We start from the raw sequence: 22,610 nt of genomic DNA, 5'->3' as shown, positions 1-22,610 counted from the left end.
GGTACTGCAGGGGGGACCCTGTGGGAGAGTAGGACGCCGCCGAACAATCATTGTGGGAAAGCCCCGCACCTTCTGGTGCGGGGCTTTTCTGCGTTTACGGGCATCTTTTGCGTAGGGTCGTGGGCATGGGATACGACCTCGTCATCTTCGACAACGACGGCGTGCTGGTGGACAGTGAGCCGCTCGCCAATACGATCCTCGCGGGCTATCTCACCGAGCTGGGGCACCCCACCTCGTACGAGGCTTCGATCCGCGACTACATGGGTGCCGCCGTGCACCGCGTCCACGACCTCGTGTTCGAGCGGACCGGGGAGCGGTTGCCGGCCGATTTCGACGAGACCCTGCACGCGCGGACCTTCGCCGCCTTCGAGCGGGAGCTGGTGCCGGTCGCCGGTGCCGTGGACGTGCTCGGGGCGCTGACCGCCCACGGGGTCCCGTACTGCCTCGCCTCCTCCGGGAGTCACGAGCGGATCCGGGTCGGGCACCGGGCGGCCGGGCTCGACGGGTGGTTCGAGGAGGAGTGGATCTTCAGCTCGCAGGACGTGGGGAGGGGCAAGCCGGCCCCCGATCTGTTCCTGCACGCGGCCCGGTCCATGGGGGTCGATCCCGCGCGGTGCGTGGTGGTCGAGGACAGCCCGCTCGGGGTCCGGGCCGCGGTCGCCGCCGGGATGGACGTGTACGGGTTCACCGCGATGACCCCGGCCGAGCGGCTCGCCGGGGCCACCGGGCTCTTCGGGGAGATGAAGGAGCTGACGGGGCTTCTGGAACTCCCCGTGTGATCTCTCTACCCACGGGTAGCCCGCGGGCCTACGCTGTGCCGCCATGACAGAAGACGTTCGGCTGCGCCGGGGGCGGGGCTCCCTGGGGTTCAGCTTCTTCGTGCAGGGCGTGACCTTCGCCCTCCTCGTGACGCGGATCCCCGCCATCCAGGACCGGTACGGGATATCCGACGGACTGCTGCCCGCCTTCCTCGCCGCCGTGCCGATCCTCGCCGGGGTCTCCAGCGTGGCCACCGAGCACCTCGTGAAGCGGGTCGGGCCGGCCACCGTACTGCGGTGGGCGCAGCCCCTCGTCCTGCTCGCCCTGCTGGGGGTCGGGGCCGGTTCGCAGATGTGGCACGCGGCGGTGGCGCTGGGGGCCTTCGGGCTGTCCGTCGGTGCGCTCGACGCCTCGATGAACATGCTCGGGGTGAGCCTGCAGCGGGCGTACGGGCGCAGCATCATGCTCGGCTTCCACGCCGCGTACAGCCTGGGCGGGATCGTCGGGGCCTCCGCGGCATGGGCCGGGGCGCACTGGCACCTGTCGCTGTTCACCTCTTACCTGCCGGCGGTGGTCCTGCTGCTGCCGCTCGCGTTCTACGGGAGCCGTTTCTACGTCGACCAGAAGGGCCGGGGCACCGAAGTCCCGGAGAAGGGGCTCGGGGCCGGCGGGTTCCGGCTGCTGCTGCCGCTGTGCCTGGTGATGGCGTGCGCGTACATCGGGGATTCGACGGTCTCGAACTGGAGCGCCAAGTACCTCCAGGACGTGCTGGGGAGCTCGGAGCAGCTGGCGACGGTCCCGTACAACGTCTACATGGTCACCACGCTGATCGGGCGGGCCGTCGGGGACCTGGGCGTGCGGCGCTTCGGCGCGGTGGCCGTCGTGCGGATCGGGACGGTGGTCGCGGCCGGCGGGTTCGCGGTGGTGGCGGCGGCGCCCGGGGCGTGGACGGGAATGCTCGGGTTCACGCTGCTGGGGATCGGGCTGTGCGTGATCGTGCCGCAGACGTTCGCCGCCGCCGGCCGTCTCTTCCCGGGGGCGTCCGACACCGCCATCGCGCGGCTGAACATCTTCAACTACGTCGGCTTCCTGATCGGGTCGCCGCTCGTCGGCGGCATCGGGGACGCCTGGAGTTACCGGGGTGCGATGCTCGTGCCGATGGTGCTGGTCCTCGTGACACTCTTCCACGCCCGCTCGTTCGGCGCGGAGAGCGCCCGATACGGTGTCGGGCATGAGCGGCGAGCCGAAGACCGGGCTGTTGATGTGGGACGAGGCGGTAACGGGGTATGACTTCGGACCGAGCCATCCGATGGACCCGGTGCGCCTGGCGCTGACCATGGGCCTGGTGCGCGCCTTCGGGCTGGACCGGGAGATGGAGGTACGGGCGGCCCGCGCGGCCGGGGACTCGACGCTGCGGCTGGTCCACCGGGAGGACTACGTGGCCGCGGTGCGCGAGGTGTCGGCGGATCCCGGAGTGGCCGACGGGTCGTACGGGCTGGGGACGGTGGACGATCCGGCCTTCCACGGGATGCACGAGGCCTCGGCGCTGATCGCGGGGCAGTCGGTGGCGGCGGCGGAGGCGGTCTGGCGCGGGGAGGCCGGGCACGCGGTGAACTTCGCGGGCGGGCTGCACCACGCCATGCCGGGCGGGGCGGCCGGGTTCTGCGTCTACAACGACGCGGCGCTGGCGATCGCGCGGCTGCTGGAGCTGGGGGCCGAGCGGGTCGCGTACGTGGATGTGGACGTGCACCACGGGGACGGGGTCCAGACGGTGTTCTGGGACGATCCGCGGGTGCTGACGATCTCGCTGCACGAGCATCCGCGCACGCTGTTCCCCCAGACCGGCTGGCCCGAGGAGACGGGCGGGCCGGCCGCGGAGGGTTCGGCGGTGAACGTGGCGCTGCCGGCCGGGACCGGGGACGAGGGGTGGCTGCGGGCCTTCCACGCGACGGTGCCCGAGCTGTTGGAGGAGTTCCGGCCGCAGGTGCTGGTGACGCAGCACGGGGCGGACACGCACTTCGAGGACCCCCTCGCGCACCTGGCGGTGTCGCTGGACGCGCAGCGGGCGGTGCAGGAGGCCTGTCACCGTCTCGCGCACGAGTACGCGGACGGCAGGTGGGTGGCGCTGGGCGGCGGCGGTTACGCGGTCGTGGACGTCGTACCGCGGTCCTGGACGCATCTGGTGGGGATCGCGGCGCACCGTCCGGTGGATCCGACGGCCGCGGTGCCGGACGCGTGGCGGGACGAGGTGTACGCGCGGACGCGGCAGCCGGCTCCGGCGCGGATGACGGACGGGCGGACGGTGCAGTGGCGGGACTGGGAGGCGGGCTACGACCCGGCCGACCGGATCGATCAGGCCGTTCTGGCGACGCGGCGGGCGGTGTTCCCGTTGCGGGGTCTGCTCACCTGAGGCCTGGGCGGGGCGAAGCATCGTTACGCCAACGGTGGGGCTGTTACCCGGAATTGATGATCGGTCCGGTGGTGTGCGGCAGCATCGGAGGGTGTTGAGCACCGCCGCGCTGCGTGCGCATCTGCTGGCCGCCCGGTTGGCCGGGCCCGTCGCCACGTCGCGGGAGGAGAGCCTGCGCAGTTACCGGTTGTTCGCGGCGCGGGATCCGCGGGTGCTGCTGGGGCTGGATCCGGAGTGGGGCTGGGGCGAGGGTGACCTGCTGAGGCTGATGGCGGACAAGTGCGGGGTCTCTGCGGATCCCGCGCACGTCAAAGGGCCTGATGTGATCGATCCGGAGCTGACCCTGGCGGGCCTGGAGGCCTTCGCGGGGCGGCTGGGGGAGGCGGCCGGGGCGCGGTCGCCCGTGCTGTTCGGGACGGGTCATCCGCACCGTCTCCTGGGTTTCTACGCCAGTTTGGCCCGCGCCCTGTCGGCGGTGGGATGTGTTGTGCTCACCCCTGCGCAGGGGGTGAGCGTCGACGTGGCGACCCGGTTCGGCGTACGCAGGCACAGCATCGATTACGTACGGGGAGTCGCGTTGGTGCGGGAACCCGGCGCGCGGCCGCCGGGGAGTGCCACCGGCGTGCACACCCATTCACCCCTGCCGGTTCGGATCGCGCTGGGGGCCCTCGCGGAGGCCGGCGGGCCGTTGCCGGAATTGGTGGTGGGGGACCACGGGTGGGTCTGCGGCGCAGGTCAGCTCGGTGTGGAGGCGATCGGGCTGGCGGATACGGACGACCCGGCGCTGTTCGTCGGCGAGGCGGAGGGGCGGGTGGCGGTGGCCGTTCCGCTTGATGACGCGGTGCGCGCGGACTACTACAGACCACTGATTCGCTATGTACTCGATCGGGCGAGCCTGCCGGACGAGCAGGAGTGGCCGTAGCTCCTCTTCCCCACTCGTATCACACGCCCCTACTCTGGGAGTGAGCGTGCGACGACGAGGAGTAACCGGAGGGGAAGCCGGTGCCCGTCATGCGCGGAAGGTCAAGGTGTGTCATGGCTGCTGGCGAGAGGCCTCTCAGTGAGGTCGTGTTCCTGACCGTGGCAGAGGTTGCCTCGGTGATGCGAGTGTCGAAGATGACCGTGTACCGCTTGGTGCATAACGGCCATCTGCCCGCAATCCGGGTGGGCCGGTCCTTCCGGGTCCCCGAAAACGCGGTTCACGAGTACCTCCGAGAGTCCTATGTGGGGGTGGAGTCGGCCTGAGATTGACCCGCGGTGTCCCTCGGATTACGGGCTCGGAGCTCGGGCGGGTAGGCTAGGCCGACGTAGGTCGTGTGGGCCCAGACGCCCCGCACCGATCCCCGCTAGCGCGGGGATGTTCCGAGAAGTGAGCGAGGGTAGTCGTGGGCTCTGTTATCAAGAAGCGGCGCAAGCGGATGGCTAAGAAGAAGCACCGCAAGCTGCTCAAGCGCACCCGCGTCCAGCGCCGTAACAAGAAGTAAACGGCAGCTGTACGTGTTCTCCGCAGCCCCTCCACCAGACTTTGGTGGAGGGGCTGCGGTGTAGCCGGGGGACGACGAGGAAGGCGCGGAGCTCGTGGGGAAGGTCGTGCTCGTTACCGGGGCTGCCCGGCAGCTGGGGGGCCGCTTCGTGCGGCGCGCCCAGCGTGATCCCGATGTCGATCGGGTCATCGCGGTCGACGCGGTGGCGCCGCCGCACCGGCTCGGATCGGCGGAGTTCATCCGTACGGACATCAGGCAGTCGTCCATCGCCCGGGTGCTCGCCGAGCACGCCGTGGACACGGTGGTCCACCTCGCCGTGACCGGCGGCGGCGCGGGCGCGGGCGGCGGGGGCAGTGCCGTCAAGGAAACCAACGTCATCGGCACGATGCAGCTGCTGGGGGCCTGCCAGAAGTCGCCGACCGTACGGCGGCTCGTGGTGAAGTCCAGTACCGGCGTGTACGGGGGCGCCTCGCGGGATCCGGCCGTCTTCATGGAGACCACGCAGCCCAAGTCCCTGCCGGCGGGAGGCTTCGCCAAGGACGCCGTCGAGGTCGAGTCGTACGTACGGGGCTTCGCGCGCAGACGGCCGGACGTGGCGGTGTGCGTGCTGCGCTTCGCGAACATCCTGGGGCCGTACGCGGACTCCGCGCTCGCCGAGTACTTCTCGATGCCGGTGATGCCGACGGTGCTGGGCTACGACCCGCGGCTCCAGTTCGTGCACGAGGACGACGTCCTGGACGTGCTGCGGCTGGCGGCGGGGGAACCCGGGCGCGGGACGCTGAACAGCGGGACGTTCAACATCGCGGGGGACGGGGTGCTGCTGCTGTCGCAGTGCGCGCGCCGGCTGGGGCGGCCGACGGTGCCGCTGCTGCTGCCCGCGGTGACGTGGGTGGGATCGGCGCTGCGGGCGGTGGGGGTCACCGATTTCTCGCCGGAACAGATCAGACTTCTGACGCACGGGCGGGTCGTGGAGACCTCCCAGATGCGGGAGGTGCTGGGATTCAAGCCCATGTACACGACCGCCGAGACCTTCGCCGATTTCGCGCGCAGCCGCGGGAAGGGGCTGTTGCCGCCTGAGCAGGCGGGGCAGGCCGTGGACCGGGTGGCGGCCGCGCTGAAGGTGGACGGCTTGAACGTGAACGCCGGGGTTGCCGGAGCCGAAGAGGGAGCGCAGCGATAGTGGCGGACGCCAAGGTCATTCCGTTCGACGAGGAGCGGCCGCGCCGGCGGGTCGCCGGGGCCCGGAGGGTGCGTGCGGTGCCCGCTCCTGCCGAGGAGCCGGGGACGGAGGCTGCCGGGGCGGAGGCCGCGGCCGTGGAGTCCGGCGCCGCGGAGTCCGGCGGGGGCTCCTGGGACCGGCGGCTCGCCGGCGGGCTGGCGTTCCTGCGGCGCCGGGTCACCGGGGACTACGAGGTCGACGAGTTCGGCTACGACAAGGAGCTGACGGACCAGGTCCTGATGTCCATGATGCGGCCGCTGTTCGACAAGTACTTCCGGGTCGAGGTCAAGGGCATCGAGAACATCCCGGCCGAGGGCGGCGCGCTGATCGTGGCGAACCACTCCGGGACGCTGCCGCTGGACGGGCTGATGATGCAGGTGGCGGTCCACGACCACCACCCGGCGCAGCGGCACCTGCGGCTGCTGGCGGCGGACCTGGTGTTCATGCTGCCGGTGGTGAACGAGCTGGCGCGCAAGGCCGGGCACACGCTGGCCTGCTCCGAGGACGCGCAGCGGCTGCTGGAGGCCGGGGAACTGGTCGGGGTGATGCCGGAGGGCTTCAAGGGGATAGGGAAGCCGTTCGGAGACCGGTACAAGCTCCAGCGGTTCGGGCGGGGCGGGTTCGTTTCGACGGCGCTGCGGGCGGGGACGCCGATCGTGCCCTGCTCGATCGTGGGGGCGGAGGAGATCTACCCGATGGTCGGCAACGCGAAGACGGTGGCCAGGCTGCTGGGGATCCCGTACTTCCCGATCACGCCGACGTTCCCGTGGCTGGGGCCGTTGGGGGCGGTGCCGTTGCCGACGAAGTGGACGATCCAGTTCGGCGAGCCGATCGCGACGGACGGGTACCCGCCGGAGGCGGCGGAGGACCCGATGCTGATGTTCAACCTCACGGACGAGGTCCGCGAGCAGATCCAGCACACCCTCTACAAGCTGCTGGTGCAGCGGCGGTCCGTGTTCTTCTGACCCCGTGCGTACGGCGCAGGCCCTCAACCCCCGGTCGGGGTCGAGGGCCTGCGCCGTACGTGCGTGTTACTCCGTGTCCTCCGCCTGGATGCCCAGGCCCGGGAGCAGGCCCGGGAGGAGGGGCGGCAGGGTGATCTCCGGGGCCACGTGCTCCGGGGAGGACGAGGACGCCGGGGTGTTCTGGCCCGTGGGCGGGTGGAGGAGGTCCCCCGTGCCGCCCAGGAGCCCGCCGGGAGCGGATGAGGGCTTGCCGCCGGTGGGTGCGGGCGGGGTCGGGCTGGCCGAGGGCGCGCCCGCCGCCGGAGCGCTCTGGTGCTGTCCGGTCGGTGCGCTGGGCTTGGCCGGGGCGCTCGATCCGCGGGCCTGCTCCGGGGTCTTGGGGAGCATGCTCTGGAGGGGCGCCACGTCATCGTCTATGGCCTGGAAGACCGACTCGACTTCCCCGCCCACGTCGGTGAGCTGCGCCGGGAGCTTTTCCCGGAGCCGGCCCCACGCGTCGCGGTGGGAGCGGGAGAAGGACGACAGGGCCTGGATCGGGCCGAGCGAGCCGTCCCGTTCGTAGGCCGCCTGGAGCAGTCGGTGGCCTTCGGCCGCGTCGTGCTTCATACCGTCGAGGGCCCGGCGGATCGCGCCGAGCGACTCGTGGTCCAGGCTGCCCGACCTGCCGCGCTCCATCAGCCTGCGGGCCTCCGACAGGCGGTTGGAAGCCTGGTCGAGGTAGAGCTCGCCCCGGTCCGCGTCCTCGTCGGCCATCCCCAGCTTCAGGTCCTCCATGCCCCGCTTGACGGGGTAGAGGGAGTCACCGGGCAGGGCGTCCGTACTGGCAGCGGCCACTCCGCTGAAGGCCCCCGCGGCCACACCCACGGTGAGGCCGCCCGCTGCGATGCCCTTGGACCAGCGGGAGCGGGGCCGCAATTTCCGGAGCGAGGTCGCCCGGTGGGCGCCGCGGCCGGTCCGCTGCTCGGGCACCTGAGGGTCCGAGGCGGCCCCGCCCGCGGCCCTCTCTTCCATCACCATGGCCTCCATGGCGGCCACGAGCTGTGCTCGTTGCACCACTTTGACCTCGGGGTCCAGCACCGGGCGCGGCATACGTTCGCCGAGCGCGCTCGCCAGGGCCAACAACCGGTTGTGGTCGGCAGGTTCGGCAGGTGCCTCGGACTGCTCGGCCGCCGGGTCCGGTTCCGAAAGGTCGGACGGGGTCCGATCCTCCAGGGCCTGGGCGAAGGCGTTCGCCCGCCGGTGCGGAGTCACGTTCGCGATCACTGGCGGCACCTCCTCTCGTCATGACGATCGACTCCCCAAGGTGTCCGGAAGGTTGCCTTCCTTGAGCACATCCACACTTTCGAGTGAGCGGCTTCAGGCAGGGCGTGTCCACAGGGAGCCTGCATTCCGCACAACGAGCGGCGCGGCACTTGGGTTACGGACGAAGGATGATCGGACCACAGCGTCATCGAGGGGTCACCGGTTGTGTGGATTGTCAGGAGGGTCGGAAGGTGTGGGGGCGCGGGGGGATCCGGGTCGTGCGCGGGTGTGGCGGTGCGCGGCCCGGAGGTCAGCGGGCGTCGTCCGGCAGCAGGCGGGCCAGGGTGCGGACCGCCCGGTACTGGAGCGTCTTGATGGCGCCCTCGTTCTTCCCCATCACCCGGGCGGTCTCGGCGACCGACAGGCCTTGGAGGAACCGCAGGGTCACGCATTCCTGCTGCTGGGGATTGAGCTTGCGCACGGCTTCCAGCAGGGCGGCGTTGGAGAGGGACTCCAGGACGGAGTCCTCGGGGGATCGTTCCACCTCGTTCGCGTCCAGCATCTCGCCCGTGGTCACTTCCAGGCGGAAGCGACTGGACTTGAAGTGGTCCGCGACCAGGTTGCGGGCGATCGTCACGAGCCAGGCGCCGAAGTCGCGGCCCTGCCAGGTGAAGGTGGAGATGCGGCGCAGCGCGCGCAGGAAGGTCTCACTGGTGAGGTCCTCCGCGGTCGCCTTGCCGCCGACGCGGTAGTAGATGTAGCGGTACACCGTGTCGCTGTACTGGTCGTACAGCCGGCCGAAGGCCTCGGCCTCGCCGGCCTGGGCGCGTTCGACCAGGTCCATCATGCGGGCCTGGTCGCTGTCCGCGGTGGGGCGGCGGGCGGCGGGCGCGCTCGTTCCGCTTGCGGCGGTGCCGGCACCTCCTCCCGCGCGACCGCGTCTGCCCACCGTCGCTCCGCCGTCGGTCAGGGCATAGCAGGGACCGGCCGGGCCGAGGCCGGCAGGGACCGCGGCGGCGAGGGCGGGGACGGCGTACGCGGTGGGGACGAAGCCGCGCAGGTGGTCGATGACCGTTGCGCGCAGCGTAGCCAGGCCCGAGGCGTCAACCCCGACAGGTGGGTACACGGGACTCCCAGAGGCAGAGCTTCCATCACGTGCAGTGCGGGACCGTTCACCCGTCGTGGCGACAGATGGCCGGTGGCATGCGTTTGAGGAGAATAACGCTTCGTACAGGCAGCGCTACACCCAGTTGCTCAAATCACCGGTTCCGACACTTCTGTTGCGTGTCGACGGCATATTCGGTCGCAATTGATGATCGGTTCTTGATCGGTTGGGTGCGCGGAATGGGCGCTTCCACAGTGGCTCGCGACCGAGTCGGGCAGGCCGGAGTGGTGCTCCGGGTGCGGGGGTAGAGGTGGGGGAATGTCCGCCGCGCGACGGCTCGCGGGTACGCGAAAAGCCGCCCGGCGGGCGGCCGGGCGGCTTCGGTGCAGGCGGCGGCGGGTGGCGGCCCCGCCATGGTGCGCCGCGGGCTACTTGCGGCGGCGGTGCAGGGCGATGGCGGCGGCCGCCCCGCCCGCGATCGCGCCGACCCCGGCGGCCGCCGGGACGCCGACCTTCACGGCCTTGCGGCCGGTCCGATAGTCGCGCAGCCGCCAGTCGTGTGCACGGGCATGCTTGCGCAGTTTTGTGTCGGGATTGATCGCGTACGGATGTCCGACCAGCGACAGCATCGGAATGTCGTTGTGCGAATCGGAGTACGCGGCGCAGCGTTCGAGGTCGAGTCCCTCGGCGGCGGCCAGGGCGCGGACCGCCTCGGCCTTCGCGGGTCCGTGCAGCGGCTCGCCGACGAGCCGGCCGGTGTAGATGCCGTCGACGGACTCGGCGACGGTGCCCAGCGCCCCGGTGAGGCCGAGGCGGCGGGCGATGATCGTGGCGGTCTCCACGGGCGCGGCCGTGACGAGCCAGACCTTCTGGCCGGCGTCGAGGTGGGCCTGGGCCAGGGCGCGGGTGCCCGGCCAGATCCGCTCGGCCATGTACTCGTCGTAGATCTCCTCGCCGATCGACATGAGTTCGGAGACCTTGTGGCCCTTGACGATGGAGAGGGCGCTGTCGCGGGCGTCCTGCATGTGCTCGGGGTCCTCGACCCCGGCCAGCCGGAACCACGCCTGCTGCCAGGCGAAGCGGGCGAGTTCGCGGCGGTGGAAGAACTCCCGCTTGTAGAGGCCGCGGCCGAAGTGGAAGATCGCGGCGCCCTGCATGACGGTGTTGTCGAGGTCGAAGAAGGCGGCGGCGAGGTCGTCGCCGGCGACGGGGAACTCGGGCTCGGCCGGTTCCGCTTCCTCGGCGGCCTCCGCCGCCGAAGCCTCGGCCGCCTCGGCCGCCTCGGCGGAGCCGGCCGGTGGTCCGGCGTCCTCGTCGATGCCGTCGAGACCCTGTGCGGTCTTGCGGGCGGCCTCGGCCGAGGCCTCGCCTGCCAGCACGCTCCGCGCGGTTGCGGAGCGCCTACGGGGGGTGAGCCATCCCAGAGCGGCCATGACGCGAGCATAGCCATTGTGTTCGGGAGTTCCCGAACCCGCCGGATGCCGGGGGCGTGAACTCTTCGGTGCCCCGGTGTTACGCGGCGGCGCGGGAGAATGGGGGGCATGAGCCCTTTGCTGCGTCGTAAGGAAAAGAAGCGTCCCGGCGAGCGGTTGGTCACGCTCATCGGGAAGCCGGGGTGCCATCTGTGCGACGACGCCCAGGAGGTGATCGAGAAGGTCTGCGCGGAAGTCGGAGCACAGTGGGAGAAGAAGGACATCTCGCAGGACGAGGAGCTCTACCGGCTGCACTGGGAGCAGATCCCGGTGGTGCTCGTGGACGGCGAACAGCACACCTTCTGGAGGGTGAACCCGGACCGGCTGCGCCGCGCATTGGAGGACTGAGCCTCCGGCCGGTTACCATCATGGGCGATTTGTGGGGTCTCGGGGGCGTATCGATGAGGAGTGTGTACCGTTTTGCCCGCCTCGGGATTTGAACGGGTTCGGCGTGTTGTGGGTTCCCGCCCCACGGGCCCGAGCCGCGTGACCCCGGTCACTTTGCTCGGACAAAGCGGACACAATCTTTGTGCACGCGTTCACAAAGACATAGCCTGCATTCGACGGGGCGGTCTTGGGACAAGTGACCGCCTGCAGCCCCGCTCATCCCGCAGGAGCATCGTGGCAACTGGCCGAACTCACCGACCGGCGACCCGCAGCCGAGGTATTCCCGAGGCCACTGTCGCCCGGCTTCCGCTGTACTTGCGCGCACTCACCGCGCTCTCCGAGCGATCGGTGCCCACGGTGTCCTCCGAGGAGCTCGCGGCGGCGGCCGGAGTCAACTCCGCCAAGCTCCGCAAGGACTTCTCCTACCTGGGCTCGTACGGGACCCGCGGCGTCGGCTACGACGTCGAGTACCTCGTCTACCAGATCTCCCGCGAACTGGGTCTGACCCAGGACTGGCCGGTCGTCATCGTCGGCATCGGCAACCTCGGCGCCGCCCTGGCCAACTACGGCGGCTTCTCCGCGCGCGGGTTCCGCGTCGCGGCGCTCATCGACGCCGACCCCGCGATGGCGGGCAAGCCGGTCGCCGGCATGCCCGTGCAGCACACCGATGATCTGGAGAAGATCATCTCGGAGAACGGCGTTTCGATCGGCGTGATCGCGACCCCCGCGGGCGCGGCCCAGCAGGTGAGCGAGCGGCTGATCGCCGCCGGTGTCACCTCCATCCTGAACTTCGCGCCGACCGTGCTGTCGGTGCCGGACGGCGTGGACGTGCGCAAGGTCGACCTGTCGATCGAGCTGCAGATCCTGGCCTTCCACGAGCAGCGCAAGGCGGGGGAGGAAGCGGCCGCGGCCGGCTCCTCCCCGGCGCCTTCCGCCCCGTCCGGTGACGAGGCCGTCGCCGACGCCGCCGGCGGTGCCGGTGCGGCCCCCGCCGCGGCGGTCGAGCCGCCGGCCGGGCGGGCCGCCGCCGCCCCGCGCAAGAACGGCCCCGAGGGCGACGTGCCGGCGGTGATGCCGGCATGAGTCTGCTCGTCGTGGGACTGAGCCATCGCAGCGCGCCGGTGAGCGTGCTGGAGCGGGCCTCGCTGTCCGCCGATGCCAAGGTCAAGCTGCTGCACGACACGCTCGCCGCGGAGCCGGCGACGGAGGCGGCGGTGCTCGCCACGTGCAACCGGATCGAGCTGTACGCCGACGTGGACAAGTTCCACGCCGGTGTCGCCGAGCTGTCGACGCTGCTCGCGCAGCACAGCGGCGTGGCGCTGGAGGAGCTCACCCCGTACCTGTACGTGCACTACGAGGACCGGGCGGTGCACCACCTGTTCTCGGTGGCGTGCGGGCTGGACTCGATGGTCGTCGGCGAGGGCCAGATCCTCGGGCAGATCAAGGACGCGCTGGCGCTGGGGCAGGAGCTGCACACCGCCGGGCGCCTGATCAACGACCTCTTCCAGCAGGCGCTGCGCGTCGGCAAGCGGGCGCACTCCGAGACCGGGATCGACCGGGCCGGCCAGTCGCTGGTGACGTTCGGGCTGGAGCAGCTGGCCGTGCACCTGCCGGTGGACGCCTGGGCCAAGGGCAAGCGGGCCCTGGTGATCGGAGCCGGGTCGATGTCGTCGCTGGCGGCGGCGACGCTGGCGCGGGTCGGCGTGGCCGAGGTCGTGGTGGCGAACCGGACCGCCGACCGGGCGGAGCGCTTGGCCGAGATTCTGGTTGCCTCGGGCACCGGGGTGCGGGCGCAGTCCGTCCCGATGTCGGCCGTCGCCGAGGAACTGACACGTGTTGACGTGGTCATCTCCTGCACCGGGGCCACCGGCTTGGTGCTGACCGCCGAGGACGTGGCCGCGGCGGTGGGCCCTGCGGGGCTCCTCCCCTCCCCGTCCCTTCCCGATTCCCGGGGCTCGGCCCCGGATCGCGCGCCTCACGCTCCGGCGGGGCTGGAGACCGTCGACGCCGACGTCCTCGCGCGGCTCGTGGCCGCCGCGGCGGCCGGGGTGCGGCTCGCCGACGGTGGTGTCGCCCGGACCATCGTGCCCGTGGCGGGCGCGGCGGACGGCTGTCCCGTCGAGGTGCTCGCCGGGGACGGGCGGGCCGCGCTCACCGGGGTCGACGCCAACTCCCTCGAACTGCACGGCACGTGGGCCGACCAGGGCGAGGCCGCCGCGCAGCGGCAGCCCCGCAGGGGCGCCCGCAGCCAGGTCGACGTGGCACCCGTACGGCTGGCCCTGCTGGACCTGGCCATGCCGCGCGACATCGACGCCGCCGTGCACCGGATCCCGGGCGTGCGGCTCGTCGACATCGAGTCGCTCGCCGAGGCCTCGGCCGACGCGCCGATGGCGGCGGACGTGGACGCCGTACGGGCGATAGTCGCCGAAGAGGTGGCCGCCTTCGGCGCCGCGCAGCGGGCCGCGCACATCACGCCGACCGTCGTCGCCCTGCGGGCGATGGCCGCCGAGGTCGTGGCCATGGAAGTGGCGCGCCTCGACGGACGGCTCCCGGACTTGGACGATCGCCAGCGGGCCGAGGTCACCCAGACCGTGCGCCGCGTCGTCGACAAGCTCCTCCACGCGCCGACGGTGCGCGTCAAGCAGCTCGCCAGCGAGCCCGGGGGCGCCGGGTACGCGGAGGCGCTGCGCGAACTCTTCGATCTCGACCCGCAGACGGTGGCCTCCGTCAGCCGGGCGGACGCGGCAGACAAGAACGACGACTCAGGACGGGCATCATGAATCCACGTCTCGACCAGCCCCTGCGGCTGGGCACGCGGCGCAGCAAGCTGGCCATGTCCCAGTCCGGCCATGTCGCCGACGCGGTACGGGCGATCACCGGCCGGCCCGTCGAGCTCGTGGAGATCACGACGTACGGTGACGTGTCCCGTGAGCACCTCGCGCAGATCGGCGGCACCGGCGTGTTCGTCACGGCGCTGCGCGACGCGCTGCTGCGCGGCGAGGTCGACTTCGCCGTCCACTCGCTGAAGGACCTGCCGACGGCGCAGCCCGAGGAGCTCGTGGTCGCGGCGATGCCGCTGCGCGAGGACCCGCGCGACGCGCTCGTCGCCCGTGACGGCCTGACCTTCGAGCAGCTGCCCGACGGCGCCCGCATCGGTACCGGTTCGCCGCGCCGCACCGCGCAGCTGAACCACTACGCGCGCGCCCTCGGCAAGCGCATCGAGACGGTCGCCATCCGCGGCAACGTCGACACCCGGATCGGGTTCGTGCGCGACGGGGAGCTGGACGCCGTCGTCCTGGCCGCCGCCGGGCTGAACCGGATCGGCCGCGGTGACGAGGCGACCGACCTGCTGTCCGTGGACTGCGTGCTGCCGGCTCCGGGCCAGGGCGCCCTGGCCGTGGAGTGCCTCGCGTCCAACGCGGAGCTCATCGCTTCGCTCGCCGAGCTCGACGACCCGCACACCCGGGCCGCCGTGACCGCCGAGCGTTCCCTGCTCGCCGCCCTGGAGGCCGGCTGCAGCGCCCCCGTGGGCGCGCTCGCCGATCTTCTGGCCGACGGCCAGGTTGTCAATGAAATGCGCCTGCGCGGCGTCGTCGGAACCCTCGACGGCTCGACGCTCGTGCAGCTGTCCACCACCGGTCCCGTGCCCCAGTCGTACGACGAGGCCATGGCGCTCGGCCGCGAACTCGCGGACGAGATGCTGGCCAAGGGCGCGGCCGGTCTGATGGGGGAGCGGTCGCTTTGAACCCCACACGTCCCACCACCTCCGCCTTCGCGGCCGTCGCGGCCCACGGGCACGTCACCTTCCTCGGTGCCGGCCCCGGTGACCCGGGTCTGCTGACGCTGCGCGCCGTCGAGGCCCTCGCCGCCGCGGACGTCCTGATCGCGGAGCCCGAGGTGCTCGATGTCGTGCGCACGCATGCGCGCGCGGGAGTGGACACGCCTCAGCTGACGATTGCTGACGAAGTGTCAGCAGCCGCCGGTGTCCCGGTGATCCGAGATGCCGCCAATCTTGTCATGGAGGCCGCGCGCTCCGGCAGGCGGGTCGTGCGTGCCGTCACCGGCGACCCCGGGCTCGACGGCAACGCGGCCGAGGAGATGCTCGCCTGCGCGACCGGCGGCATCCCCTTCGAGGTGGTGCCCGGTGTCGCGACCGCGGTGGGCGTGCCCGCGTACGCGGGTGTGCCGCTGGGCGGCAAGCAGGGCGCCGACGTGCGGTTCGTGGACGCGCGGGGCGCCTCCGCGCGCTGCTGGAGCGAGGTCGGCGCCAGCGACGGCACCCTCGTCGTCTCGGCGACGCTGGAGACCGTCGCGAGCGCGGCCGCCGAGCTGGTGTCCGCCGGGCGCAAGCCCGAGACCCCGCTCACGGTGACCGTCGCCGGTACGACGACCCGCCAGCGGACCTGGAACGCCACCCTGGGGACGATCGCCCAGGTGTTCAAGCAGGGCAAGGTGCTCCCCTCGCCCGAGGGCGCCCGGCCGGTCATAGCCGTGGTCGGTGAGCAGGGCGCCGCCGCCGCGCGGCGCGAGGAGCTGGCCTGGTTCGAGTCGAAGCCGCTGTTCGGCTGGCGGGTCCTCGTACCGCGCACGAAGGAGCAGGCCGCTTCGCTCTCCGACCAGCTGCGTTCGTACGGTGCGGTGCCGCACGAGGTGCCGACCATCGCCGTGGAGCCGCCGCGCACCCCGCAGCAGATGGAGCGGGCCGTGAAGGGGCTCGTCACCGGACGGTACGAGTGGATCGCCTTCACCAGCGTGAACGCGGTGAAGGCCGTACGCGAGAAGTTCGAGGAGTACGGGCTCGACGCCCGGGCCTTCGCGGGCATCAAGGTCGCCGCCGTGGGCGAGCAGACCGCCGCCGCGCTGGTCGAGTTCGGCGTCAAGCCGGACCTGGTGCCGAGCGGGGAGCAGTCCGCGGCCGGGCTGCTGGAGGACTGGCCGCCGTACGACCCGGTCTTCGACCCGATCGACCGCGTGTTCCTGCCGCGGGCCGACATCGCGACCGAGACCCTGGTCGCCGGGCTGATAGAGCTGGGCTGGGAGGTCGACGACGTCACGGCCTACCGGACCGTGCGCGCGTCGCCGCCGCCGGCGGACACGCGCGAGGCGATCAAGGGCGGCGGCTTCGACGCCGTTCTCTTCACCTCGTCGAGCACGGTGCGCAACCTGGTGGGCATCGCCGGGAAGCCGCACAACGTCACCGTCATCGCGTGCATCGGCCCGGCCACGGCCAAGACGGCGGAGGAGCACGGCCTGCGGGTCGACGTCCTGTCGCCGGAGCCGAGCGTGAGCAAGCTGGCGGAGGCGCTGGCCGAGTACGGCGCGGCCCGCCGCGAGGCGGCCAAGGAGGCCGGCGACCCGGTGTCCCGCCCGAGCGAGCGGCGCCCGGGCGCGCGGCGGCGTCGTACGACGTGAGCGGCTTAGGCGGCCGGACGCGGTCCGCAGCGGTGGTCGAGGGGCCCGGGTGCACGCGCACCCGGGCCCCTCGCGTCTTCGTCATCCCGTGTAATCCCGTTGTGCGGCGGGCCCCGTCCGGAAAGGATCACCGCCGGAGAAGACGGGGATGCGGGGATGCGGGGATGCGGGGGAGCGGATGACGGACGGGGACGCGCGGCTGGTGGCGGCGGTCCGGGCGGGGGACCTCCCGGAGGTCCACGCGCTGCTGGGGCCGGGGAGCAACCCCGACGCGGTCGACGGGGACGGACTGCCGGTGCTGTGCGCGGCGGTGGCCGCGGGCGAAGAGGAGATCGCCGGGGCGCTGCTGGGGGCCGGAGCCGATCCCGGCGCGGTGGACGCGGACGGCGTGCCCGTCCTGTGCGCGGCGGTGGCCGCGTTCGCGCACAAGACCGTCGAGGCTCTGGTGGAGGCGGGGGCCGATCCCGACCGGGTGCTGCCGGACGGTACGACCCCGCTGCTGCGGGCCGTCGAGGGCGGCTCCCCGGCGGTGGTGTCGGCGCTCCTGGACGAGCGCCCCGCGCGGCTGCCGGAGGCGGCGCGCGACCGGCTGCTCGTCGCCGCCAGGTGGTGGTACGAGCGGGGCGCGGAGGGCGAGCTGCGGCGGCTGACGGGGGCGACGGGCCCGGCGGACGTCCGGTGGGTGCGGGACGGCGGGGACGACCGCGTCGACGACCGCGTCGAGGAGGTCACCCTCGGCGGGCGGACCGTCCGGGCGGGGCACGGGGCCGTCCTGACCCGGCTGGAGTGGCACTGCCGGATCCTGGCCCCGGTCGGGGAGCTGGTGGCCCGCGCGGTGCGGCACGGGGACCCCGAACACGCCGACTGGTGGGCGTCCCTCTCGGTCCTCGGCCAGCGCCAGAGCGCGTGGACGTGGCAGGAGGTGGTCGCCCTCCACCGGGACCCGGCGCCCCTGCGCCGGGAGTTCGTCGCCGACTACCTGAGCTTGGGCTGGATGATGTCCGCAGTCACCGGACACGCCCGTTGGTACGAGAGGAAACAGGCCGAGCTTCTGGGCGGCTGGGCGGACACGGAACGGGACGGCCGGGTGCTGGCACGGCTGCTCGGGCTCCTGGAAGCCGACGACCACCCCGCGGCGCGGGAGTTCGGGCTGCGCCACACCGGGCATCCGGACCCGCGCGTGCGGCGCCGGGTGCCGCGGCTCTTCGGCCGCCCCCTGGATCCCGAGGCGCTGCGGGCGGTGCTGGACCTCGGCCGGGACCCCGACGCCGGGGTACGGAAGACGGCCGCCGAGGCGCTGGGCGGGGAGGAGCTGTCCGAGGAGGACCGGCCGGTGCTGCTGGCCCTGCTCCGGGACGGCGATCCGGAGGTTCGGAGCTGGGCGGCCTTCGCCACGGCCCGGAGCGCCGACCGCTCGCCTCGGACCACCGAGGCGCTGTGGGAACTCCTCGGCTCCGAAGAGCAGGAGCTACGGCTCAGCGCCGCTTACGGCTTGGCCCTGCGGGACGACCCGGGGACGGTGGAGGCGTACGCAGGGGTGGGCCCGCTGGGCCCGGAACTGGCGGCGGACCACCGGGCGGAGGGCTTGTGGCGGTGGAGGTTCAGGAACGAACCCAGAGAGTGAGGCCGGCCCAGGCGGCGGGGGCGAGGGCGAGGGTGGGGCCGTCGGTGACCTTGGAGTCGCGGACGTGGACCCGGTCGCTGGGGCAGGTGGCGACCTCGACGCAGGCGCCGCCTTCGTCGCCGCTGTAAGAGGACTTCCGCCAGGCGTAGGCCACTTCCAGGCACTGGCCGCCCTCGCTGGCGCTGTAACTGGACTTGAACCACTTCAGTGGGGTGCTCATGACTCTCCTAGCAACCGGTCCAACAGGTCCTTCGTCTCCGCGAAGTTGAGGGCCTGTGACCGCAGCATCGCATACTTCTGAGTGAGGATGCTGACCTCGTTCGGGTCGCGCACGAGGAAGCTCCCGCGCTGCGTTTCCGAGTACGCGAGGTGCTGGAACTCGGGTGTTTCGAGAAGAATGAACGGACCGTTGAGGCCCGCGTGGGCGGTGATGCCGAGGGGCAGCACCTGGAGCGAGACGGTCGGCCGGTCGGCGCAGGCGCGCAGATGGCGCAGTTGCTCGCGGTAGACCTCGGTGCCGCCGATCCGGTCCCGGAGGGGGGCCTCCCAGACGATGAAGCTGAGCGTCGGCGGGACCGGCCGGGTCAGGATCTGCTGTCGCTGGATGCGGTGGGCGGTCTGCCGCTCTATCTTCTCCTCGCCCACGAAGGGGACGCGGCAGCCGAGTACCGCGCGGGCGTAGTTCTCGGTCTGGAGCAGACCGGGCACGGTCAGCGTGTCGTACCAGGACAGGGCGAGGGCCTCCCGCTCCCGCTCCATGTACTCCTCCGCCCAGGCCGGGACCATGTCCACCTCCGGCATCTTGTTCGCCGCTACCGTCAGCAGCCCCGGCAGGCCGAGGACCCGGTCCATTTTTTCGGCGACGTTGGGCATGAGGGTCCGTCGGCCCTGCTCGATGGAGGCGACGGTCTCGATGTCCATGTGCAGCGCTTCCGCGAAGGTGCGCTGTGTCATTCCCTTGTCGACGCGGGCGGCGGCGACCAGGGCGCCGACCATCTTCATCGCGGTTTCGTTGGGCCGGGGCCTCTTGCGTGGTGGCATGCCTGTGAACTCCCCGAGTACGCACGAGAGATACCGGTACCAACCCGTACTCCTGAGGGAGTACGGGTTACCGGTCTGGCTCACGCTAGTCACGCACCGCGACCATCGCCCCGTGAACCTGGAAATCCATCCGGCCATGCTGCGTGAGCGGTACTTCCCCCGCAGCCGCCAATCCATCGGCTCCACCAGGGAGTTCGCGGCGGTGACACTTGATGCGTGGGGTGTCACATCCCGCCGGGACGATCTGTTGCTCTGCGTGAGCGAGCTCGCCACCAACGCCCTGCTGCACGGGGTGCCGCCCGGCCGGTACTACCGGCTTCGGCTACTGCTCTTCGCGGACCTGGTCCGGGTCGAGGTGGCCGACAGCGGGGGTGGTCTGCCGCAGGTGAAGGACCGGGATCCCGGGGCCGAGGGCGGGCGGGGGCTGCTGCTCGTGGCCTCGCTCGCCGAGCGGTGGGGGGTCGGGCCGCGCAGGCCCGGGAAGGTGGTGTGGTGCGAGCTCGCCGTGACGGGCCGGCCGCACGGCACCCCCTAGGCTGGAGGCGACTGCTGTCCAGGCTCGAAGAGGCGACTGAGTATGAGCGCGTACGGATCCTTCCCCGGCTCGCGGCCCCGCCGGCTGCGCACCACCCCGGCGATGCGGCGGATGGTCGCGGAGAACCGGCTGCACCCGTCGGACCTGATCCTGCCCGCCTTCGTCCGCGAGGGCATCTCCGAGCCCCTCGCCATCTCGGCGATGCCGGGGGTCGTCCAGCACACCCGCGACACGCTGCGGAAGGCCGCCGTGGAGGCCGTCGAGGCGGGCGTCGCGGGGATCATGCTCTTCGGCGTCCCGGCCGACGAGAACAAGGACGCACTGGGCACGGCGGGCACCGAGCCCGACGGGATCCTGCAGGTCGCGATCCGCGACGTGAAGGCGGAGGTCGGCGACGACCTCGTCATCATGTCGGACCTGTGCCTGGACGAGTACACCGACCACGGCCACTGCGGGGTCCTCGACGAGCACGGCCGCGTCGACAACGACGCCACCCTGGAGCGGTACGCCGAGATGGCGCAGGTCCAGGCCGACGCGGGCGTCCACGTGGTGGGCCCGAGCGGGATGATGGACGGCCAGGTCGGCGTGATCCGCGACGCGCTCGACGAGACCGGGCACGAGGACGTATCGATCCTCGCGTACACGGCGAAGTACACCTCCGCCTTCTACGGGCCGTTCCGCGAGGCCGTCGCCTCCTCCCTCCAGGGCGACCGCAAGACGTACCAGCAGGACCCGGCGAACGCGCGGGAGTCGCTGCGGGAGCTGGCGCTCGACCTGGAGGAGGGCGCGGACATGGTCATGGTGAAGCCGGCCGGCCCCTACCTGGACATCCTGTACCGGGTCGCGCAGGCGGTGGACGTGCCCGTGGCCGCGTACCAGATCAGCGGTGAGTTCGCGATGATCGAGGCGGCGGCGGAGAAGGGCTGGATCGAGCGCGACCGCGCCATCCTGGAGACCCTGATGGGCATCAAGCGGGCCGGCGCCGACACGATCCTGACGTACTGGGCGACGGAGGTCGCGGGCTGGCTCCGCGAGACCCGCTGACCTCCCGCAGCGGGAGGTCAGCGACACCCCCTAGCGCCGGTTGACCGACGCGAGCAGGGCCTGGGCCGAGGCCAGGCCCGCCGCGTCGCGGCCGTTTCCGGCGAGGCTGTACGTGATCTCGGCGAGCAGGAGCGAGAGCCTGCCCTCGCTCGCCCTGACGAGCGGTTCGGAGCCCTCCCACACGGCGTCCCGTACGGCGTGCTCGGTGATGCAGCCGACCGGCTCGGCGGCCGTCAGCAGGCGCCGGGTGATCACGCGTTCCAGGTCGGTGGGCATCCATTCGGCCGTGTCGAGGTCCTTGGCGAGTTCGAGGGTGCGCTCTCTGAGGGTGGCCGGCGTCATGCGGTGCTCCTTGAGGGGTGGGCGGCTTCTCGGACGGGGTCGATGCGGACCGCCCTGCCGGGGGCGGGGAGATCGCGCAGGATGAGCGAGTGGGCGCGGATCCGGTTGCCGGAGGCGATGGTGACCGGGCCGAGCACGGAGGCGCCGACGCCGATGAGGACGTCGTCGCCGATGACGGGGTGGCGGCGTACGCCGGGCTCGGGGGCCCGGGACCAGCCGCGCGATCCGAGGGTCACCCCGTGGTAGAGCGTCACGTCGTCGCCGACGCGGGCGGTCTCGCCGATGACCACGCCGAAGCCGTGGTCGATGAAGGCCCGCCGGCCGATCCGGGCCCCCGGATGGAGCTCCATGCCGGAGAGCAGGCGGCCGGCGAGCGTGAGGAGCCCGGCGGCGAAGCGGTGGTCGCGCAGGTGGAGGCGGTGCGCGAGCCGGTGGAGGGCCAGTCCGTGCCAGGGCGAGTGGAGCAGGGCGTCGCGCAGGCGCGGGCGGGAGGGGTCGCGGGCGACGACCGTGTCGAGGTCCTCGCGGATCTGCCGCAGGACACCGATCCGACGCGGGGTCCGGGCTCCGGCGCCGTTCACGGCCGGCCCGCCGGGCTGAGCGGGGCGGCCTGTTGGGAGTCGAGCCGGTTGATCCGGTACATCGTGCGCTGGAACAGGTCCTGCGCGGTCAGGGCCGGGTAGCGGTCGGGCAGGCCGTCGGTCGCGGCGCCGCGGAGCGTGGAGAGCACCGTCCACGGGGTGGGGTGGCAGAACTGCACGATGGAGAGCCGGCCGCCGCTCTGGCCGGGGGCGGAGACGACGCGGTGGACGGCGGCGCGGGCCAGGCCGCCGGTGAGCCGTTCCAGGACCATGCCGACGTTGAGCACGGTGTAGCCGTCCGGTGCCTCGACCGGGGTCCACCCGCCGTCGATGAGGACTTCGAGTCCGGCGGCGGTGGCCCGGGGCAGGGCGGTGATCAGGTCGAAGTCCTGGTGCTCCACCATCCAGACGTGGTCCGCGGAGGGGGCCTGCTCCATCGGCGGGTACCAGGTGGCGCGGTTGACGACGGGGCCGTCCTCCAGCATCTCCTCGAAGTAACCGGGGGCGGCTCCGAGCGCCCCGGCCAGCCGGCGGACCACGTCGAGCTGGAAGGCGGCCATCCGCAGGTGGAGTTCGCCCAGCGCGGCGCCGATCCCGGGGACGAGGTGGTCGGGGAAGTACGGCTGCGGGTAGCGGGCGGGGTAGCGCTCGCGCAGCGGGTGGGCGGCGGGCAGCGGGGCGCCCCAGTGGAACAGCTCCTTCCAGTCGGGGGTGCGGCCCTTCTCGCCCTGTTCGACGAGGGGTGGGAGGTATCCGGACTGCCCGTTGGAGCCGGTCACCCGGCAGTCCGCCTTGGTCTCGGCGGGCAGCTCGAAGAACGCGCCGAGCATGGCGTACGCCTCGTCCAGCAGGCTCTCCGGCACCGTGTTGCGCACCAGGAAGAATCCGTCGCGCAGGGCGCTGCGGACGTGCCGGTCGTCGGCCGCGCCCGGGGCCCGGACGTCGAGTGCGATCTCCTTGAGCATCTCCGGTCCCTCCTCTCTCTTCT

At 72.2% G+C, this 22,610-nt stretch carries 24 protein-coding genes; 16 read left to right on the top strand and 8 right to left on the bottom strand.

Annotated elements, in window-relative coordinates:
• Positions 1-125: 125 nt before the first annotated feature.
• The 8 genes from AB0M92_RS21265 (at position 126) to AB0M92_RS21230 (ending at position 6,837) form a co-directional block, all read left to right on the top strand.
• On the top strand, positions 126-779 hold the full coding sequence (locus AB0M92_RS21265; protein ID WP_366103800.1) for an HAD family hydrolase: 654 nt from the start codon (positions 126-128) through the stop codon (positions 777-779).
• Positions 780-822: 43 nt separating this feature from the next.
• Positions 823-2,049 carry an MFS transporter gene (locus AB0M92_RS21260; RefSeq protein WP_366103799.1) on the top strand — a complete coding sequence of 409 codons (1,227 nt, stop codon included), beginning with the start codon at positions 823-825 and terminating at the stop codon, positions 2,047-2,049.
• Entirely contained in the window at positions 1,991-3,169 is a 1,179-nt protein-coding gene (locus AB0M92_RS21255) for an acetoin utilization protein AcuC (protein ID WP_366103798.1), read from the top strand. The genes AB0M92_RS21260 and AB0M92_RS21255 overlap by 59 nt, the downstream gene beginning before the upstream one ends.
• Positions 3,170-3,260: 91 nt before the next feature.
• On the top strand, positions 3,261-4,091 hold the full coding sequence (locus tag AB0M92_RS21250) for a phosphatase (protein WP_366103797.1): 831 nt from the start codon (positions 3,261-3,263) through the stop codon (positions 4,089-4,091).
• 113 nt (positions 4,092-4,204) lie between these two features.
• Positions 4,205-4,414, top strand: a complete 210-nt coding sequence (locus AB0M92_RS21245) for a helix-turn-helix domain-containing protein (protein ID WP_158708561.1) — start codon at positions 4,205-4,207, stop codon at positions 4,412-4,414.
• Between the two features lie 140 nt (positions 4,415-4,554).
• Entirely contained in the window at positions 4,555-4,653 is a 99-nt protein-coding gene (locus AB0M92_RS21240) for an AURKAIP1/COX24 domain-containing protein (protein WP_003948845.1), read from the top strand.
• A 94-nt stretch (positions 4,654-4,747) separates the two neighbouring features.
• Positions 4,748-5,833, top strand: a complete 1,086-nt coding sequence (locus AB0M92_RS21235) for an NAD-dependent epimerase/dehydratase family protein (protein ID WP_366103796.1) — start codon at positions 4,748-4,750, stop codon at positions 5,831-5,833.
• On the top strand, positions 5,833-6,837 hold the full coding sequence (locus AB0M92_RS21230) for a lysophospholipid acyltransferase family protein (RefSeq protein WP_366103795.1): 1,005 nt from the start codon (positions 5,833-5,835) through the stop codon (positions 6,835-6,837). The genes AB0M92_RS21235 and AB0M92_RS21230 overlap by 1 nt, the downstream gene beginning before the upstream one ends.
• Before the next feature lie 66 nt (positions 6,838-6,903).
• On the opposite strand, the gene AB0M92_RS21225 is transcribed toward AB0M92_RS21230, so the two are convergent.
• The 3 genes from AB0M92_RS21225 to AB0M92_RS21215 form a co-directional block, all read right to left on the bottom strand.
• A complete protein-coding gene (locus AB0M92_RS21225) occupies positions 6,904-8,100 on the bottom strand; it encodes a DUF5667 domain-containing protein (RefSeq protein ID WP_366103794.1) in 1,197 nt (398 codons plus the stop codon).
• Between the two features lie 289 nt (positions 8,101-8,389).
• Positions 8,390-9,205 (bottom strand): ECF subfamily RNA polymerase sigma factor, BldN family, encoded by an 816-nt coding sequence (locus AB0M92_RS21220; RefSeq protein WP_366103793.1) that lies wholly within the window; start codon positions 9,203-9,205, stop codon positions 8,390-8,392.
• A 407-nt stretch (positions 9,206-9,612) separates the two neighbouring features.
• Positions 9,613-10,617 (bottom strand): HAD-IB family hydrolase, encoded by a 1,005-nt coding sequence (locus AB0M92_RS21215; protein ID WP_366103792.1) that lies wholly within the window; start codon positions 10,615-10,617, stop codon positions 9,613-9,615.
• A gap of 99 nt (positions 10,618-10,716) precedes the next feature.
• On the opposite strand from AB0M92_RS21215, the gene AB0M92_RS21210 reads away from it, so the two are divergent.
• From AB0M92_RS21210 to AB0M92_RS21185, 6 genes are all read left to right on the top strand, one after another.
• Complete coding sequence (locus AB0M92_RS21210) at positions 10,717-11,004, top strand: glutaredoxin family protein (RefSeq protein ID WP_366103791.1); 288 nt, start codon at positions 10,717-10,719, stop codon at positions 11,002-11,004.
• 273 nt (positions 11,005-11,277) lie between these two features.
• Positions 11,278-12,126 carry a redox-sensing transcriptional repressor Rex gene (locus AB0M92_RS21205; RefSeq protein ID WP_366103790.1) on the top strand — a complete coding sequence of 283 codons (849 nt, stop codon included), beginning with the start codon at positions 11,278-11,280 and terminating at the stop codon, positions 12,124-12,126.
• The gene (locus AB0M92_RS21200) at positions 12,123-13,823 is read left to right on the top strand and encodes a glutamyl-tRNA reductase (protein WP_366103789.1); all 1,701 of its coding nucleotides are present in this window, start codon (positions 12,123-12,125) and stop codon (positions 13,821-13,823) included. The genes AB0M92_RS21205 and AB0M92_RS21200 overlap by 4 nt, the downstream gene beginning before the upstream one ends.
• On the top strand, positions 13,820-14,788 hold the full coding sequence (gene hemC, locus AB0M92_RS21195) for a hydroxymethylbilane synthase (protein ID WP_366103788.1): 969 nt from the start codon (positions 13,820-13,822) through the stop codon (positions 14,786-14,788). Before AB0M92_RS21200 ends, hemC begins: the two co-directional genes overlap by 4 nt.
• Positions 14,785-16,455, top strand: coding sequence for a bifunctional uroporphyrinogen-III C-methyltransferase/uroporphyrinogen-III synthase (locus AB0M92_RS21190; protein WP_366103787.1), 1,671 nt, complete (start codon positions 14,785-14,787; stop codon positions 16,453-16,455). The genes hemC and AB0M92_RS21190 overlap by 4 nt, the downstream gene beginning before the upstream one ends.
• Before the next feature lie 178 nt (positions 16,456-16,633).
• Positions 16,634-18,079: a HEAT repeat domain-containing protein gene (locus AB0M92_RS21185; protein WP_366103786.1), complete on the top strand. Its 1,446-nt coding sequence runs from the start codon at positions 16,634-16,636 to the stop codon at positions 18,077-18,079.
• Here AB0M92_RS21185 and AB0M92_RS21180 read toward each other — a convergent pair.
• Positions 18,057-18,299 (bottom strand): DUF397 domain-containing protein, encoded by a 243-nt coding sequence (locus AB0M92_RS21180; RefSeq protein WP_366103785.1) that lies wholly within the window; start codon positions 18,297-18,299, stop codon positions 18,057-18,059. The genes AB0M92_RS21185 and AB0M92_RS21180 overlap by 23 nt on opposite strands.
• Entirely contained in the window at positions 18,296-19,120 is an 825-nt protein-coding gene (locus AB0M92_RS21175; RefSeq protein WP_366103784.1) for a helix-turn-helix transcriptional regulator, read from the bottom strand. The genes AB0M92_RS21180 and AB0M92_RS21175 overlap by 4 nt, the downstream gene beginning before the upstream one ends.
• A gap of 112 nt (positions 19,121-19,232) precedes the next feature.
• Between AB0M92_RS21175 and AB0M92_RS21170 the strand changes: the two genes are divergently transcribed.
• Together AB0M92_RS21170 and hemB are read left to right on the top strand one after the other, a co-directional pair.
• Positions 19,233-19,655, top strand: a complete 423-nt coding sequence (locus AB0M92_RS21170; protein WP_366103783.1) for an ATP-binding protein — start codon at positions 19,233-19,235, stop codon at positions 19,653-19,655.
• A gap of 42 nt (positions 19,656-19,697) precedes the next feature.
• Positions 19,698-20,699 (top strand): porphobilinogen synthase, encoded by a 1,002-nt coding sequence (gene hemB, locus AB0M92_RS21165; protein ID WP_366103782.1) that lies wholly within the window; start codon positions 19,698-19,700, stop codon positions 20,697-20,699.
• A gap of 30 nt (positions 20,700-20,729) precedes the next feature.
• Here the strand turns inward: hemB and AB0M92_RS21160 are convergent, their stop codons facing one another.
• Genes AB0M92_RS21160 through AB0M92_RS21150 form a run of 3 tightly spaced genes read right to left on the bottom strand, consistent with a single transcriptional unit; the run spans position 20,730 to position 22,587 of the window.
• Positions 20,730-21,041: a hypothetical protein gene (locus AB0M92_RS21160; protein ID WP_366103781.1), complete on the bottom strand. Its 312-nt coding sequence runs from the start codon at positions 21,039-21,041 to the stop codon at positions 20,730-20,732.
• Entirely contained in the window at positions 21,038-21,622 is a 585-nt protein-coding gene (locus AB0M92_RS21155; RefSeq protein WP_366103780.1) for a serine O-acetyltransferase, read from the bottom strand. Before AB0M92_RS21155 ends, AB0M92_RS21160 begins: the two co-directional genes overlap by 4 nt.
• A complete protein-coding gene (locus AB0M92_RS21150; protein WP_366103779.1) occupies positions 21,619-22,587 on the bottom strand; it encodes a 2-oxoglutarate and iron-dependent oxygenase domain-containing protein in 969 nt (322 codons plus the stop codon). The genes AB0M92_RS21155 and AB0M92_RS21150 overlap by 4 nt, the downstream gene beginning before the upstream one ends.
• Positions 22,588-22,610 lie beyond the last annotated feature (23 nt).

It is taken from the genome of Streptomyces sp. NPDC051582 (assembly GCF_040681715.1).
In the GTDB taxonomy this organism is placed as follows: domain Bacteria; phylum Actinomycetota; class Actinomycetes; order Streptomycetales; family Streptomycetaceae; genus Streptomyces.
The sequence above is the reverse complement of the archived record's forward strand: the minus strand, read 5'-3'. Positions and strand labels throughout refer to the sequence as shown.